General features: G+C 67.8%; 14 protein-coding genes. 2 read left to right on the top strand and 12 right to left on the bottom strand.

Annotated elements, in window-relative coordinates; genetic code table 11:
• Window positions 1–84 precede the first annotated feature (84 nt).
• The 3 genes from LRP66_RS07565 to petA are packed head-to-tail and all read right to left on the bottom strand — an operon-like array spanning window position 85 to window position 2,870.
• Window positions 85–933, bottom strand: coding sequence for a cytochrome c1 (locus LRP66_RS07565; protein ID WP_230481888.1), 849 nt, complete (start codon window positions 931–933; stop codon window positions 85–87).
• 30 nt (window positions 934–963) lie between these two features.
• The gene (locus LRP66_RS07570) at window positions 964–2,262 is read right to left on the bottom strand and encodes a cytochrome b (protein ID WP_230481889.1); all 1,299 of its coding nucleotides are present in this window, start codon (window positions 2,260–2,262) and stop codon (window positions 964–966) included.
• A gap of 14 nt (window positions 2,263–2,276) precedes the next feature.
• Window positions 2,277–2,870 (bottom strand): ubiquinol-cytochrome c reductase iron-sulfur subunit, encoded by a 594-nt coding sequence (petA, locus tag LRP66_RS07575; RefSeq protein ID WP_230481890.1) that lies wholly within the window; start codon window positions 2,868–2,870, stop codon window positions 2,277–2,279.
• Between the two features lie 298 nt (window positions 2,871–3,168).
• Between petA and LRP66_RS07580 the strand changes: the two genes are divergently transcribed.
• Window positions 3,169–3,669, top strand: coding sequence for a hypothetical protein (locus LRP66_RS07580; RefSeq protein ID WP_230481891.1), 501 nt, complete (start codon window positions 3,169–3,171; stop codon window positions 3,667–3,669).
• Here LRP66_RS07580 and LRP66_RS07585 read toward each other — a convergent pair whose 3' ends face one another.
• The 9 genes from LRP66_RS07585 to radC form a co-directional block, all read right to left on the bottom strand.
• The gene (locus LRP66_RS07585; protein ID WP_230481996.1) at window positions 3,670–4,131 is read right to left on the bottom strand and encodes a MaoC family dehydratase; all 462 of its coding nucleotides are present in this window, start codon (window positions 4,129–4,131) and stop codon (window positions 3,670–3,672) included.
• Window positions 4,132–4,150: 19 nt separating this feature from the next.
• Window positions 4,151–5,464 carry an alkaline phosphatase family protein gene (locus LRP66_RS07590; protein ID WP_443026669.1) on the bottom strand — a complete coding sequence of 438 codons (1,314 nt, stop codon included), beginning with the start codon at window positions 5,462–5,464 and terminating at the stop codon, window positions 4,151–4,153.
• Between the two features lie 97 nt (window positions 5,465–5,561).
• On the bottom strand, window positions 5,562–5,954 hold the full coding sequence (locus LRP66_RS07595) for a BLUF domain-containing protein (protein WP_230481892.1): 393 nt from the start codon (window positions 5,952–5,954) through the stop codon (window positions 5,562–5,564).
• Between the two features lie 79 nt (window positions 5,955–6,033).
• On the bottom strand, window positions 6,034–7,134 hold the full coding sequence (ychF, locus tag LRP66_RS07600) for a redox-regulated ATPase YchF (RefSeq protein ID WP_230481893.1): 1,101 nt from the start codon (window positions 7,132–7,134) through the stop codon (window positions 6,034–6,036).
• A 164-nt stretch (window positions 7,135–7,298) separates the two neighbouring features.
• A complete protein-coding gene (locus LRP66_RS07605; protein ID WP_230481894.1) occupies window positions 7,299–7,493 on the bottom strand; it encodes a hypothetical protein in 195 nt (64 codons plus the stop codon).
• 165 nt (window positions 7,494–7,658) lie between these two features.
• A complete protein-coding gene (locus LRP66_RS07610) occupies window positions 7,659–8,261 on the bottom strand; it encodes a TIGR02466 family protein (protein WP_230481895.1) in 603 nt (200 codons plus the stop codon).
• Window positions 8,258–8,833 carry an aminoacyl-tRNA hydrolase gene (gene pth, locus LRP66_RS07615; protein ID WP_230481896.1) on the bottom strand — a complete coding sequence of 192 codons (576 nt, stop codon included), beginning with the start codon at window positions 8,831–8,833 and terminating at the stop codon, window positions 8,258–8,260. The genes LRP66_RS07610 and pth overlap by 4 nt, the downstream gene beginning before the upstream one ends.
• A gap of 64 nt (window positions 8,834–8,897) precedes the next feature.
• The gene (locus tag LRP66_RS07620) at window positions 8,898–9,905 is read right to left on the bottom strand and encodes a hypothetical protein (RefSeq protein WP_230481897.1); all 1,008 of its coding nucleotides are present in this window, start codon (window positions 9,903–9,905) and stop codon (window positions 8,898–8,900) included.
• Window positions 9,906–9,964: 59 nt separating this feature from the next.
• On the bottom strand, window positions 9,965–10,660 hold the full coding sequence (radC, locus tag LRP66_RS07625; RefSeq protein WP_230481898.1) for a RadC family protein: 696 nt from the start codon (window positions 10,658–10,660) through the stop codon (window positions 9,965–9,967).
• 123 nt (window positions 10,661–10,783) lie between these two features.
• Between radC and LRP66_RS07630 the strand changes: the two genes are divergently transcribed.
• The gene (locus LRP66_RS07630) at window positions 10,784–13,948 is read left to right on the top strand and encodes a YdbH domain-containing protein (protein ID WP_230481899.1); all 3,165 of its coding nucleotides are present in this window, start codon (window positions 10,784–10,786) and stop codon (window positions 13,946–13,948) included.
• The last annotated feature ends 90 nt before the right edge of the window (window positions 13,949–14,038 follow it).

Below are 14,038 nucleotides of genomic sequence, written 5' to 3' on the forward strand. Positions count from 1 at the left end.
GGGAAGGGGCTGCCGCCCACCAATAAAACGGGCGGTTCCCTGTCGGAAACCGCCCCAGTTCTCTCACATCGGGCCAGCCCGATCTCAGTGTTTCACGTCACGCCAGACATTCTGATACGCGCCCCAGGCCAGGAAGCAGAAGATCAGGATGAAGATCACCGCGCCGATACCGGCCGCATGGCGCGACTCCAGCTTGGGCTCGGCGGTCCAGGTCAGGAAGGCGGCGACGTCCTTGGCCATCTGGTCGCGGGTCGCCAGCGTACCGTCGGTATACTGGACCTGACCGTCCTGGGTCAGCGGCGGCGGCATCGCGATGTTGAGGTTGGCGAAATAGGGATTGTAGTGCAGCCCGGTCGGCGTCTTGATGTCCGGGAACTTGCGCAGCAATTCGGCCGGCTGCGGGCGATAGGCGTCGGGGCCGACCAGCGAATAGATGTAGTTGGTGCCGTCATGCCGCGCCTTGGTCATCAGCGACAGGTCGGGCGGCAGCGCGTTGTTGTTCGCCGCGCGCGCCGCCACCTCGTTGGCGAAGGGCGAGGGGAAGTGATCGGCGGGCACGTTCTTGCGCGTCGTCGCCTCGCCCGTCTCCGGATTGATGCTCGGCTGCTCGATCACCCACTGGTTGGCGATCGCCTTCACCTCGGGATCGTTATAGCCGAGGTCCTTCAGGTCGCGGAAGGCGACGAGGCGGAGCGAGTGGCAGGCCGCGCAGACTTCCTTGAAGACCTGGAAACCACGCTGGAGCTGGCGGCGGTCGAAGCGGCCGAGCACGCCGTCCGAGGCCAGATGTGCCTGTTTGGGGTGAAGGTGGAACTCCTCCTCGGCGGTGGGAGCGGGCGGGTCGGAGACGAGCCCCGACACGCTGCCCCACAGCGCGATCGCGAGAACCAGGGTGAAGGCCGCGCCGACCAGGAATGCGATGCCACGAACCATGTCGTCAGAATCCTCTCTTATCGGTTCGCGTCAGGCCGAGGCCGATGGGGTTAGGGCCGACTTGGTCGGGGCCGTACCGCCCTGCTTGGCGAGCACCGCCTCGGTGATCGAATTGGGCAGGGGGGCCGGGCGCTCGGTCCGGGCGATCCAGGGCAGGATCACCAGGAAGTGGAGGAAATAATAGGCCGCGGTGATCTGGCTCAGGATGATGAAGAACGGCGTTGCGGCCGAACCTCCGCACCAGCCGAGCAGCAGCACGTCGACCACCAGCACCCAGAAGGCGATTCGCGCCTTGGGCCGGAAATTGTTCGACCGCACCGGCGAGCTGTCCAGCCAGGGGAGGAAGAACAGCAGCAGGATCGACCCGAACATCGCCAGCACGCCCCACAGCTTGGCGGGCAGGATGAAGTCGGCGGTGAAGGCGCGCAGGATCGCGTAGAAGGGCCAGAAATACCATTCGGGCACGATATGCGCGGGCGTCGAGAGCGGGTTGGCCGGAATGTAATTGTCCGGATGGCCCAGATAGTTGGGGAAGAAGAACAGCATTCCCGCGAACACCAGCAGGAACACGCCCAGCCCGACCGCATCCTTGGCGGTGTAATAAGGGTGGAAGGGCACCGTATCCTGCTCACCCTTCACATCGACGCCGGTCGGGTTGTTCGAACCCGGAATGTGCAGCGCCCAGATGTGCAGGATGATGACGCCCGCGATCACGAAGGGCAGCAGATAGTGGAGCGAGAAGAAGCGGTTGAGCGCGGCATTGTCCGGCGCGAAACCGCCCAGCAGCCAGATGCGGATGGTGTCGCCGACCAGCGGGATCGCCGAGAAGAAGCCGGTGATCACCTGCGCGCCCCAGAAGCTCATCTGCCCCCAGGGGAGCACATAGCCCATGAAGGCGGTCGCCATCATCAGCAGGAAGATGACGACGCCGAGCAGCCACACCATCTCGCGCGGGGCTTTGTACGATCCGTAATAGAGGCCGCGGAAGATATGGGTGTAGACGACGATGAAGAACATCGACGCGCCGTTGGCGTGGGCATAGCGCAGGAACCAGCCCGCGTTCACGTCGCGCATGATGCTTTCGACCGAATCGAAGGCGACGCCCGCATTGGCGGCGTAATGCATCGCCAGCACGACGCCGGTGATGATCTGGATGGCGAGCGCGGCGCCCGCCAGCACGCCGAAATTCCAGAAGTAATTGAGGTTGCGCGGGACCGGATAGCCAGCGCCCACCGCATTGTAGACGAGGCGCGGCACCGGCAGCTTCTCGTCCAGCCAGCGCATCAGCGGCTGCTTCGGTTGATAATGCTTGGCCCAGGGGAAGCTCATGTCTCGGGACTCCCTTAAGCCGCCGCGCCGACCGTGACGGTCGTGTCGGTGTCGAATTTGTAATCGGGGACGAACAGGTTCTTGGGCGCCGGCCCCTTTCGGATGCGCGCGGCGGTGTCATAGGCCGAACCGTGGCAGGGGCAGAAATAGCCGCCGTAAGGGCCCTTGTTCTCGCCCTCGCCAGCGCCCAGCGGCACGCAGCCCAGATGGGTGCAGACACCCAGCGTGATCAGCCAGTTCTTCTTGCCCGGCTTGGTCCGCTCGGCGAGCGTCTGGGGATCGCGCAGCTCGGACAACGGCACCGCATCGGCCTCCGCCATTTCCTTGGGCGTCAGGTTGCGGACGAACAGCGGCTGCTTGCGGAAGCTGGTCTTGATCGCCTGGCCGGGTTCGATCTTCGACAGGTCGACCTCGGTGGTCGATTGCGCGAGCACGTCGGCGGACGGGTTCATCTGGTTGATCAGCGGCAGGACGATCGCCAGGCCGCCGACGCCCGCGAAGGACGCGGCGGCGATGTTGATGAAGTCGCGGCGGCGGGGATCATGGACCTCTTCCTGGAATGGCTCCGGCGCCTCGCCGGGGGGTACGGTGTTCTCCGTCATCGCCATTCGTCCTGTCCCTCCACCTTTGCTCGCGTGCGCATCCGGTACGCCGTGACGGTCGTGCCGGATTGTTCCGGTCGTGCGCCGCCCTCTCAACTCGTCCGTCCATGATGAACGGTGTTTCAGGTTAGCCTTGCTTGAGCCGCTTTGCCAATCCCCCTTTGCAGTGTCCCGTTCATGGCCGGTGCATCGGAGAACGTATAGGAACCATGATCATGCGCCCGGGTTGACCGGAGATGGACGCGAGAATGGCGAGCCCCTGCCGCCGTCGCGCGGTAACAGGCCAGGGGTGTGGAGAGGCAAGATGGTCCTCGGTCGGAAAACTTTGGCGGCGGCGATGCTGGCCGGTCTGATGGCGCTGACCGGCTGCAACGACGGTTACGGGTATAGCGGCGTCTCAGTCGGCGCGGGTTATGGCGGCGGCTATGCCCCCGGCTATTACGGCGGTGGCTACGGCTATGGTTACGCGCCGTCCTATTTCGGCTGGTACGACAATTTCTATTATCCGGGCACCGGCATCTACGTCTACGACCGCTATCGCCGCCCCTATCGCTGGAACGACGGCCAGCGCGCCTATTGGGAAGGGCGGCGCGGCGCCTGGTCGGGCGGGCCGATCCGTGACCAGTGGCGCGGCTGGGGCCGTGGTGGCTGGCGTGGCGACGTGCCGGGCACCTGGCGCGGCAATGGCGCGGTCCGCCCGGCACCCGGCGTGCCGCGCGCCGAGGGCTGGCGCGGCAACCGGGGCAATCCCGGCGGCTGGCGTGGCGGCCGCTCGGGTGGTCGGGGCGGTCGCGGACCGCGCTGATCAGGCGGCCGTCGGCGTGTCGCCCCGCGCGCGGATCATCACCGTGGGGCGCATCCGCATGACCGGCTCGTCATCCTGATTGAACACCGTCCAGCGGCTGATCACGAACCCCATTTCGGGACGGCTGGCGGAGGCGCGGGTCTCCAGCACCTCGGTCTCGCAGTGAAGCGTATCGCCGGGAAAGACGGGCTTCATCCAGCGAAGCTCGTCGACTCCGGGCGATCCCAGGCTCTGGAACCCCGTCTCGCGGAAATGGGCGACGATCATCGCCATCGCCATCGACGCGGTGTGCCAGCCACTGGCCGACAGCCGCCCGAAATGGGTCGCGGCGGCGGCCTCGTCGGACAGATGAAAGGGTTGCGGGTCGTAGCGCCGGGCGAAGGCGACGACCTCGTCGCGCTCGACCCTGTAGTGCCCGAACCGCGCCACGTCGCCGACCGCGACATCCTCCAGCCAGATCATCATCGTCTCTCCCGCGATCCTAACGCCTGAACGCCCGCCGGAACGGCAGGTCGTTGCCGTCCAGACCCTGACCCTGTGGCAGGCCGATCAGGTCGCGCAGCAATGGCGCGACATCGACATTGTCGAACGGCGCGAGCCTCACGCCGGGGCGGAAGGCCGGGCCGTTGGCGATGAACAGCGCCGCCATGCTGGGGTCGGCATTGTCATAGCCGTGCGTGCCGCCCGCGAACGGCTTTTCGGGCGGCTTGGCCTTGATCGTCCAGCCTGCATCGGCGAGGCAGAAATAGGGCGGAATGCGCGGGTTGCGACCATAGTGGAAGCGTGCGGGCATCGCCTCCCTGCGCCAGCAGTCGATATGATCGTGATGCCCGAGCAGGTCATGCTCCAGTGCCGCCTCATGCCCCGGCTCGGCGCGCAGCGTGGCATAGGGACCGTCTTCGACCAGCACATAGTCGGCGGGGTTCGCGAAGCGATCGAGCGGGACGACCCGGTCGCTCGAGATCGCCGCCATGCCGTGATCGGCGACGACGACCAGATTGGCCGGCTGACCCAGTTCGGCAAGCCCCGCGAGCAGGCGGCCGATCGACTGGTCGACCGCGCCGATCGCGGCGTTTACCTCGGGCGAATCGGGCCCCGCCTCATGTCCGGCGGTGTCGACCTCGTCGAAATAGAGGGTGAGGAAGCGGGGGCGGGTGGTCGCGGGGCGGCGCAGCCAGTCGATGGTCGCATCGACCCGCTGGCGATCGGACACGCTCTGGTTGAACTGCTGCCAGTCGCGCGGGCGCGTGCCGCCCGTGACGGCGTGGTGCGCGCCGGTCTGTTCGGTGCCACCCCAGGCGACGTTGGAGCCCGGCCAGAACATCGTCGCGGTGGGAATGCCCGCCTTTTCGGCGGTGACCCAGATCGGCTCCACCGCATTCCACCAATAGGGATCGTCGGACGCCATGGTGAAGCGCTCGTCGGGACGCGCCGGATCGGTGAAGCCGTTGGCGACGATGCCGTGCCGGTCGGGGACGACGCCGGTCACCAGCGTCCAGTGATTGGGGAAGGTCTTGGACGGAAAGGACGGCCGCATCGCCGCGGAAGCGCCCTGGCTCGCGAGGCGTGACAGATTGGGGGACAGGCCGCGCGTCAGATAGTCGGCGCGAAAGCCGTCGATCGACACCAGGATCGTTACCGGCGCGCGCGCGTCGCTCGTGGCGGCCGCGGCGACCGGCACGCCACCGGGGGCGGGTGTCGCGGCGCCGACCGGCGGCAATGCAGGTGGCGTATAGGGATAGGCGCACCCGGCCAGCAGGCTGAGGGCGAACGCGGCGAGGGGGAATCGGATCACGGCGGGAATCGTCCTTTCGGACCAGCCCGATAACGCGACGATGTGACACTGGCGAGCGATGCTTTGCGACGACGGCGCGGCGGGTCGCGGAAGGGCCTTAATGGAGCGGGAAAAAGCGCCTGATCTCGGCGTCGCTGTTGCGCAACAGGTGGCGGAGGCGCGCCTTCGCATCGCTGGGGCCATCGCCGGGAAGCCCGGCCATCGCCCATTCGCCGAACGCGGTCGCATCGGTCATGCGGTCGTCGAGGACGGCGATATCGGTATGACGCGGGTCGCGCCGGATCCGTTCGAAAGCGTCGGTCACGCTGTCGGCCGGCCCCTCGAGCAACTGCAGATAGCGGCCCTGCTCGATCCAGAGAATGCCGGAAATACCGTCCATGCCGTTGTTTCGCCGCGAAACGCCCAGGATCGCAAGATGATCGGCGCGGCTGTCGTCGGTTACGGCCGTGCTGCTATAGATGATGCGGCGGATCGGACTAACCTGGATCATGGCGATCAGGTAGCGTGGACGGGTCGTCGTTTAAAGACCCATGCGCCGGCCCATCCACGACCGACCGGCGCATGATGGATCAGACGTTGAAGCGGAACAGCATCACGTCGCCGTCCTGCACGACATATTCCTTGCCTTCCGAGCGCAGCTTGCCCGCGTCGCGCGCACCGGCCTCACCCTTGTAGGCGACATAATCGTCATAGGCGATGGTTTCGGCGCGAATGAAGCCGCGCTCGAAGTCGCTATGGATCTCGCCAGCCGCGTTCGGCGCCTTGGCACCGCGATGCACGGTCCAGGCACGCGCCTCCTTCGGCCCGACGGTGAAGAAGGTCAGCAGGTCGAGCAGCGCATATCCGGCACGGATCACGCGCGCCAGGCCGGTTTCGGCCAGGCCCAGCTCGGACAGGAATTCGGCACGATCCTCGACCGGCATGGTCGCGATATCGGCTTCGATCGCCGCCGACACCACCACCGCCTGCGCTCCCTCGGCAGCGGCCTTGGCGAAGACCGCCTGCGAATGGGCGTTGCCGGCCGACGCGTTCGCTTCCTCGACGTTGCAGACATAGAGGACGGGCTTGGCGGTCAGCAGCTGCGCCTGCGCGAAGACCCGCGCTTCCTCGTCATCCTTCGGCTTGGTCAGGCGTGCGGGCTTGCCCTCGCGCAGCAATTCGAGCGTCTGGCCGAGCACCGAGGCCGCGATCTTGGCCTCCTTGTCGCCCTGCTGACCCTTTTTGACGAAGGCGGGAACGCGCTTTTCCAGGCTTTCCAGGTCGGACAGCATCAGCTCCGTCTCGACCGTCTCGGCGTCGGCGATGGGGTCGACCTTGCCCTCGACATGGGTCACGTCGCCATCCTCGAAGCAGCGAAGGACATGGACGATCGCGTCCACCTCGCGGATATTGCCGAGGAACTGGTTGCCCAGTCCTTCGCCCTTGGACGCGCCGCGTACCAGACCGGCGATGTCGACGAAGGCGAGCTGGGTCTCGATGATCTTGGCCGACCCGGCGACCTCGGCCAGCTTGTACAGGCGCGGATCGGGGACCGCGACGTTGCCGACATTGGGCTCGATCGTGCAGAACGGATAATTGGCGGCCTGCGCCGCCGCCGTTTCGGTCAGCGCGTTGAAGAGGGTGGACTTGCCGACATTCGGCAGGCCGACGATGCCGCAGCGGAAACCCATGCGTCGCGTATCCTGTGGATCAAGGGGAAAGCGTCCCTCTAGCGGCGATGGCGTGATTTCTCAACCGATGGTCCGGGGGGGCGTGCGCCACGGCTTCGCTCCGTTCGGCCTGAGCGAAGTCGACGGCCAAGGGAACAGGCTCGCCCGGGCTGAACGGGGAGGGGTCAGGCGATCCCGACCATCATCGCGGCGGCCCAGCCGAGCAGCAGCAGGCCGAGCGCGGTGGAAAAGCCCATCAGCACCAGACCCATGTACCGCAGCATCGGCGGATTGGCGCGCTGCGCCTTCTTGTTCCGGCCGAGTCCCGACAGCACGAAGCTCGCCAGCATGCCAAAGGTGAAGACGGTGATTTCGAGCATCGGTGTAAGCGTCCGGGATGGAGGTGCGTTCGGACGAGCCCTTACCCAAAGCCCGTTAACGGCACGATATCCCGTCGGCCAAACGCTCCATGCGTGCGACGAACCGAAGGAACTTTTCGCCTTGTCGCCGGTGCGGCGCAGGTCGTCGCAGCCGGATCGATGGGATCAGCGGTAATTGAAGCTGACGCTGATCCGCTCGCCCTTGGCACCGTTGGGAACCACCTCGTGCCGCAGCCAGCTTTCCCAGAGCAGCACGGTGCCCGGCTCGGGCGTCGCGGTGGCGAAGGTGGCGAGATCGTCGGGCGCGTCGGGGCGCCGGGGCGGCGCGGCCATCAGCATCGGCAGGCGAGGATCCTCCAGCTTCAGCGCGCCCGAACCCTGCGGCATGGCGACGTATAGCGTGCCCGAGACGACCGAATGCGGATGGATATGCGCCGAATGATGCCCGCCGGGCTTGAGGACGTTGACCCACAGGCTGTCGAGCTTGAGCTTGCGGCCGCCCAGGTCGAACGCGCACTCCTCGGCGAAGCGCGCGACGTGGCGGTCGAGCTTCTTGCGCAGGTCGGCAAAGACCGGATCGCGGACCGGCAGGTCGTCGAGCGAGGCGTAGCTGGTATAGCCGCGATAGCCATGCTCCTTCGACCAGCGCCGCCCGGCCCGGTCGTCCTCCGCCAGCGCCCAGCAGCTCTGTTCGATCTCCTCGAGCAGATCGGCATCGTCGAGCTTGCCTTCGTAGAGGAGCGAGGCGAACAGCCGCCGCACGCTCATGCCGGGTCCCCCAGCCGGAGCGCGACATCGTTGGCGAAGCGCACATCGTCGCCCTCCGCCAGCCAGTGCGCTTCGGCGGCCAGCGCGCCGAGCAGGTCCGACAGCGGCTCGATCTCCGCCTTGGCGTAATTGCCCAGCACATGGCCGGTCACCCGGTCCTTATGCCCCGGATGGCCGATGCCCAGCCGCACGCGGCGGAAGTCGGGGCCCAGATGCTGGTCGATCGAGCGCAGGCCGTTATGCCCCGCCGTGCCGCCGCCGGTCTTCACCTTGACGCGGAAGGGCGCGATGTCGAGCTCGTCGTGGAACACCGTCAGCGCCTCCACCCCCAGCTTGTAGAAGCGCAGCGCGTCGCCGACGCTCCGCCCGCTTTCGTTCATGAAGGTCGCGGGTTTCAGCAGCAGGATCTTCTGCCCGCCGATGCGCCCCTCCTGTGTCCAGCCCTGGAACTGCTTCTTGACGGGGCCGAAATCATGCACCTCGGCGATGGCGTCCATCGCCATGAAACCGACATTGTGGCGGTGCATCGCATATTGCGGCCCCGGATTGCCCAGCCCGGCCCAGACCTGCATGTCGTATTCCTCGTTCGCGTTTCCGGCGACGGCCCCTAGCACCGGCGACGCGCGAGGCACAGGCTTACGGGGTCAGTTGCTCGATCGCCCGCACGGTCATCCGGCGATAGGTGGCGTCCGAATAGCGGTGCGTGCCGACGAAATGGACCAGCCGCTCGTCGCCGGTCACGCGCTGCAGCCAATAGTTGCAATAGCGGTGATAGGGTAGCAGCCGTGCGCCGGGCTCATTGGCCAGGAGGACGTTGGAGGTGACCTGCTCGCTGCCCCAGCGCCACCATATCGTATCGCCGACCAACCGGGTCGCCGCCGTCGAGAAGCGTGTCGCCTCGGCGCGTCCGCTCGGCCCTCCGCGCGCGAAACCGGCGAAACCGGCACAGCCGCGGACGTAAAGACGCCGATCGGCATCCGGGAGGCCGACAAGGCGCGATTCGACGAGGATCTGCATATGCGCCGGCTCGTCCACCGGGCCGTTCGGATAGCGATGGGCGACATAGTCGGGAAGCGGCTCGATCCCCCGTTCCTCGGCATCCGGACCGCCCAGGAACAGGAAGCTGTCATTGGCGGCGATCGCGGCGCGCACCTCGGCCACGTCGCCCAGCGTCACCGTATCCGAATCGAGCTGGATGACATAATCCTCGGCGCGAAGGTCGAGGACGGTCAGCAGCCTTTCCCAGGTGCCGCCCTGCGGACAAAGGCCCGTGTCCACATCGGCGATCCGCAAGATGCGCGGCGATCCGCAATGATGCGCGAGCGTCCGCTCGTCGTCCTCGGTCAGGCTGCCATCGTCGAGGATGACGATCCGCCCCATGCCCAGATGATGGCGGAAGGACTTCACCGCGACCAGATAGGGCAGCAACGTCGCGGTGCCGATCATCGAAAAGATTATCACCCCGTCATGGCTGGGGAGGATCGGCGGCGTCGAGGCGATCGCGCGCGCCGCGCGCAGATGCCGTGCCATTCGCCGCTCGCGCGACAGCCGGTCGACCGCGCGAAGCGCGAGGCTCAGGCCGGGCAACTGGCGGATCGCATCGAACATGACCCCGGTGATGCGCGAGCCGCATGGTCCCGGCAAGTCGCGATCGCAGGCCGCGGCGTCCGATTTGGGACCGGTCCGACATGCGGCCCGGCGGGTCAGATCAACCCCTGCGCTCGCAGGCTGACGTGCCCCGACGTACCGACGATCAAATGGTCGTGCACCGTGATCCCCAGATTGCGTCCGGCCTCCGCGATGGCGCGGGTGACATCGATATCGGCGCGGCTGGGCGAGGGATCGCCGCTCGGATGATTATGGACGAGGATCAGGGCCGCCGACCCCAGATCCAGCGCGCGCCGAATCACCTCGCGGATATAGACCGGGGCCTGATCGATCGAGCCTTTGCCCATCAATTCGTCTTGAATGAGCATGTTGCGCGTGTTGAGGTGAAGGACGCGGAAGCGTTCGACGCCGTGATGCGCCATATCGGCATGAAGATAGTCGAGCAGCGCCTGCCAATTGGCCAGGACCGGCCGCCGCGCCGCCGCCGCCTGGGTCAACCGCAGCGCGCAGGCCTGCGCGATCTTCAGCGTCGCCGCCGCGGTTTCGCCCACCCCATCGACCCGTTGCAGCGCGATCGGGTCGGCAGTCAGGACTCCGCCGATATCGTGGAACTCGCGGAGCAGCGCCTTCGCGATCGGCTTGGTGTCGCGTCGCGGGATGGCGGTCATCAACAGATATTCGAGCAGTTCATGATCGAGCAATCCGCCGCCTGTCAGCAACCGGTCGCGCAATCGCGCGCGATGCCCGGCATGATCGTCGGTCCGGTCCGGCTCCCGCGCCCTGTCACCCATGTCGCTTCCCCCCGGTCGGGCAGCATAGGCCGGTCGACGGGAACTGTCGCCAGGCTTCGTGCGATTGCGTGCGGCGCGACCGCGCGGCTATGACGGTCGCCAGGTGGAAGGAGTGGCATCGGGGTGGAGGGCGCGAACGAGACCGTCGAAGCGCGCCTGAGCCCCAAGCGGCGCTTCCGTCGGCTCCAGACCATATTGATTGCGATCGCGCTGGTCCTGCTGGTGGCGCTCGTTGCTCTATGGATCGCGCGCAAGTCGCTTGCCGGCGATGCGATCGATCGTGCGCTGGCCCGGCGCGGCGTCCCCGCCCGCTACAAGATCGCCGATCTGGGGCTGGGGCGGCAGCGGCTGACCAATGTCGTGATCGGCGATCCGGCGCACCCCGATCTGGTCGCCGACTGGCTGGAGACGCGGACCCGCATCGGCCTGTCCGGTCCGGTCGTGACGGGCGTGCGGGCCGGGCGCGTGCGGCTTCGCGGACGGCTGGTCGACGGCCGGGTCACGCTCGGTTCGCTCGACCGTCTGATGGGGCCTCCTTCGGGCAAGCCCTTCGCACTGCCCGCGCTCGACGTGGTGGTGCAGGACGGCGGGATCCGGCTCGACACGCCGCAGGGCGTGGTCGGGTTGAGCCTGTCGGGGCAGGGGATATTGAGCGACGGCTTCACCGGACGGCTGGGCGCGGTCGCGCCGCGCCTGTCGCAAGGGTCGTGCGTCGCGACCGGGCTCCGCGCGCCGCTCCGCGTTCGGATCGTGCGTGAGCGGCCGACGCTGTCCGGGCCGGTCATGCTGGATGGACTGAACTGCGGTGAAGTGTCGGCGCGAAGCCTGTCGGCACGGGTCGATGTCACGCTGGCCGCCGCGCTCGACCGGTGGCAGGGGCGCGCCACGCTCAAGAGCGGTGCGGTGCGCCATCCCTCGGTCGCGGCAAGTGCGCTCGATGGAACGATCGACTTCTCCGGCGACGCGGCGGCGACCAGCGGTCGACTGGCGCTGACCGCGCGAGGGCTCGCCGCGAAGGCCGGGCAAGCCGAGCGCGGGGTGATCGACGGGCGATATCTGGTCGGGCGGGCGACGCGCTTCGACGGGCGGGTTCGACTCGGCGGCGCGCGATTGTCCCCGACGTTGCTCGCCCGGACTGAGGGCTGGCGTGCCGCGACCGCCGCCACACCGGTCGGGCCGGTGGTCGGCGCGATACTCGACGCGGCGACGCGGGGCAGTCGCCGCTTCGCCGCCGATATGCGAGTGGCGCTCGATCGGCAGAGCGGGCCGCACGCCACGGGCCTGTCGGTCCGCGTGCCGAGCCTGTCGCTCGCCTCGGACAGCGGCGGGCGGGTGGCGTTTCGCGGTGCGACGGGGCTGGTCTACGATGCCGGTGGCGTGCGGATCGACACCGATCTCGCGACCGGTGGCGGCGGGCTGCCCGCGATCCGCGCGACCCTGCGCCAGGCGGCACCCGGAGCCCCGATTCGCGGCACGGCGGAAATGGCCCGCTACCGGGCGGGCGACGCCGCGCTGGCACTCGACCGGGTGCGGTTCCAGGCGGCCGCCAATGGCGACACCGCGATCACCACGCGGCTGTCGCTGTCGGGACCGATCAGCGGGGGGCGGATCGACGGGCTGGTACTGCCGATCGCGGCGCGCTGGGACGGCGGCCGGGGCCTGCGGGTCAATCCCGATTGCCAACCTTTGGTGATGGACCGGCTGACGCTGTCGGCGCTGCGGCTGGCGCGGGTGGCGGCGCGATTGTGCCCGCTGGACGGCGCGCTGGTTCGGATCGACGGCAACCGGGTCGGCGGCGGCCTCCGTCTGGGGCCGACGCAGCTCACCGGACGAATCGGCAGCAGCCCGCTGACCGTATCGGCGGCGACCACCCGCTTCGCGCTGGCCGACCGCAGCTTCGCGCTGACCGGGGTGGAGAGCCGGATCGGCCGCCCCGAATCGCCGACCCGCATCGATGCGGCCAGTCTCACCGGGCGGATCACCGGCGACGGGATCGCCGGGCGGTTCGAGAATGGTTCGGGGCAGATCGGCCAGATCCCGCTGCTCCTCGGCGAGGCGGTGGGCGACTGGCGGCTGGCGGGCGGGACGCTGTCGCTCCAGGGCGGGTTGCAGGTGCGTGATGCGCGTGCCGACTCGCCGCGCTTCCTGCCGATGGCCGCGCGAGACGTCGCACTGACGCTGGCGGGCAACCGGATCGACGCCGCGGGACAGCTGTTCGAGCCTACCAAGTCGGTGAAGGTCGCCGATGTGACCCTTCGCCACGCGCTCGATCGTGCGGTGGGCAGCGTCGACCTGGCGGTGCCGGGAATCACCTTCACCAAGGACTTCCAGCCCGAATTGCTGACCCCGGTGACCAAGGGCGTGATCGAGGATGTCCGGGGCAGGATCAGCGGCAACGGCCGGATCGACTGGGATGGCGATGGCGTGCGTTCGAACGGCCAGTTCGGGACCGATGGCGTCGATCTCGCCGCCGCGCTCGGCCCGGTCAGCGGCATCGCGGGCACGATTCGCTTCACCGATCTGCTCGCGCTGGAGAGCGCGCCGGGGCAGGTCGCGACGATCCGCACGATCAATCCCGGCATCCAGGTGACGAACGGCGTCGTCCGCTACCAGACGCTGTCGGGCGCGCGGGTGAAGGTGGAGAGCGGGCGCTGGCCCTTTGCGGGCGGTACGCTGAGCCTCGATCCGACGCTGCTCGACTTTTCGCAGCCGGTGGAGCGGCGCATGACCTTCCATGTCGAGGGCGCCGCCGCCGACCAGTTCCTGCTCCAGTTCGACTTCCAGAATCTCAACGCCACCGGCGTCTTCGACGGGACGCTGCCGATGATCTTCGACGAGCGCGGCGGCCGGATCGAGGGCGGGCGGCTGATCGTGCGGCCGGGCGGCGGCAGCATCGCCTATCTGGGGGAGATCAGCCAGAAGGATCTGGGCCTGTGGGGCAATCTCGCCTTCGGGGCGCTGCGCTCGCTCAACTATCGCAGCTTGCGGATCGACATGAACGGCCCGCTGGCGGGCGAGATGGTGACGGATGTTCGCTTCGCCGGGATCAGCCAGGGCAAGGGCGCGAAGACCAATTTCCTGATCCGGCGGCTGCAGAAGCTGCCCTTCGTCTTCAACGTGCGGATCAAGGCGCCCTTCCGGGGATTGCTCGATTCGGCGCAGTCCTTCTACGACCCGCGCCGCCTGATCCAGCGCAACCTGCCCGCGCTGCTCGAGGAGCAGAACAAGCGCGCCGCGCCGCCCGCCAATCCGCCTATTCAGCCTTCCGCAAGCGAGACCGTGCCATGAGCGTAACAGGATTGAAAATGCTGGACAGGATGCCGATCTTGGGTGGAGCACGATGGATGCCGGTCGCGCTTTTGGCGATGAGCGGGGGAT

The sequence above is a fragment of the Sphingomonas sp. Leaf21 genome (assembly GCF_916858675.1).
Lineage (GTDB): Bacteria > Pseudomonadota > Alphaproteobacteria > Sphingomonadales > Sphingomonadaceae > Sphingomonas.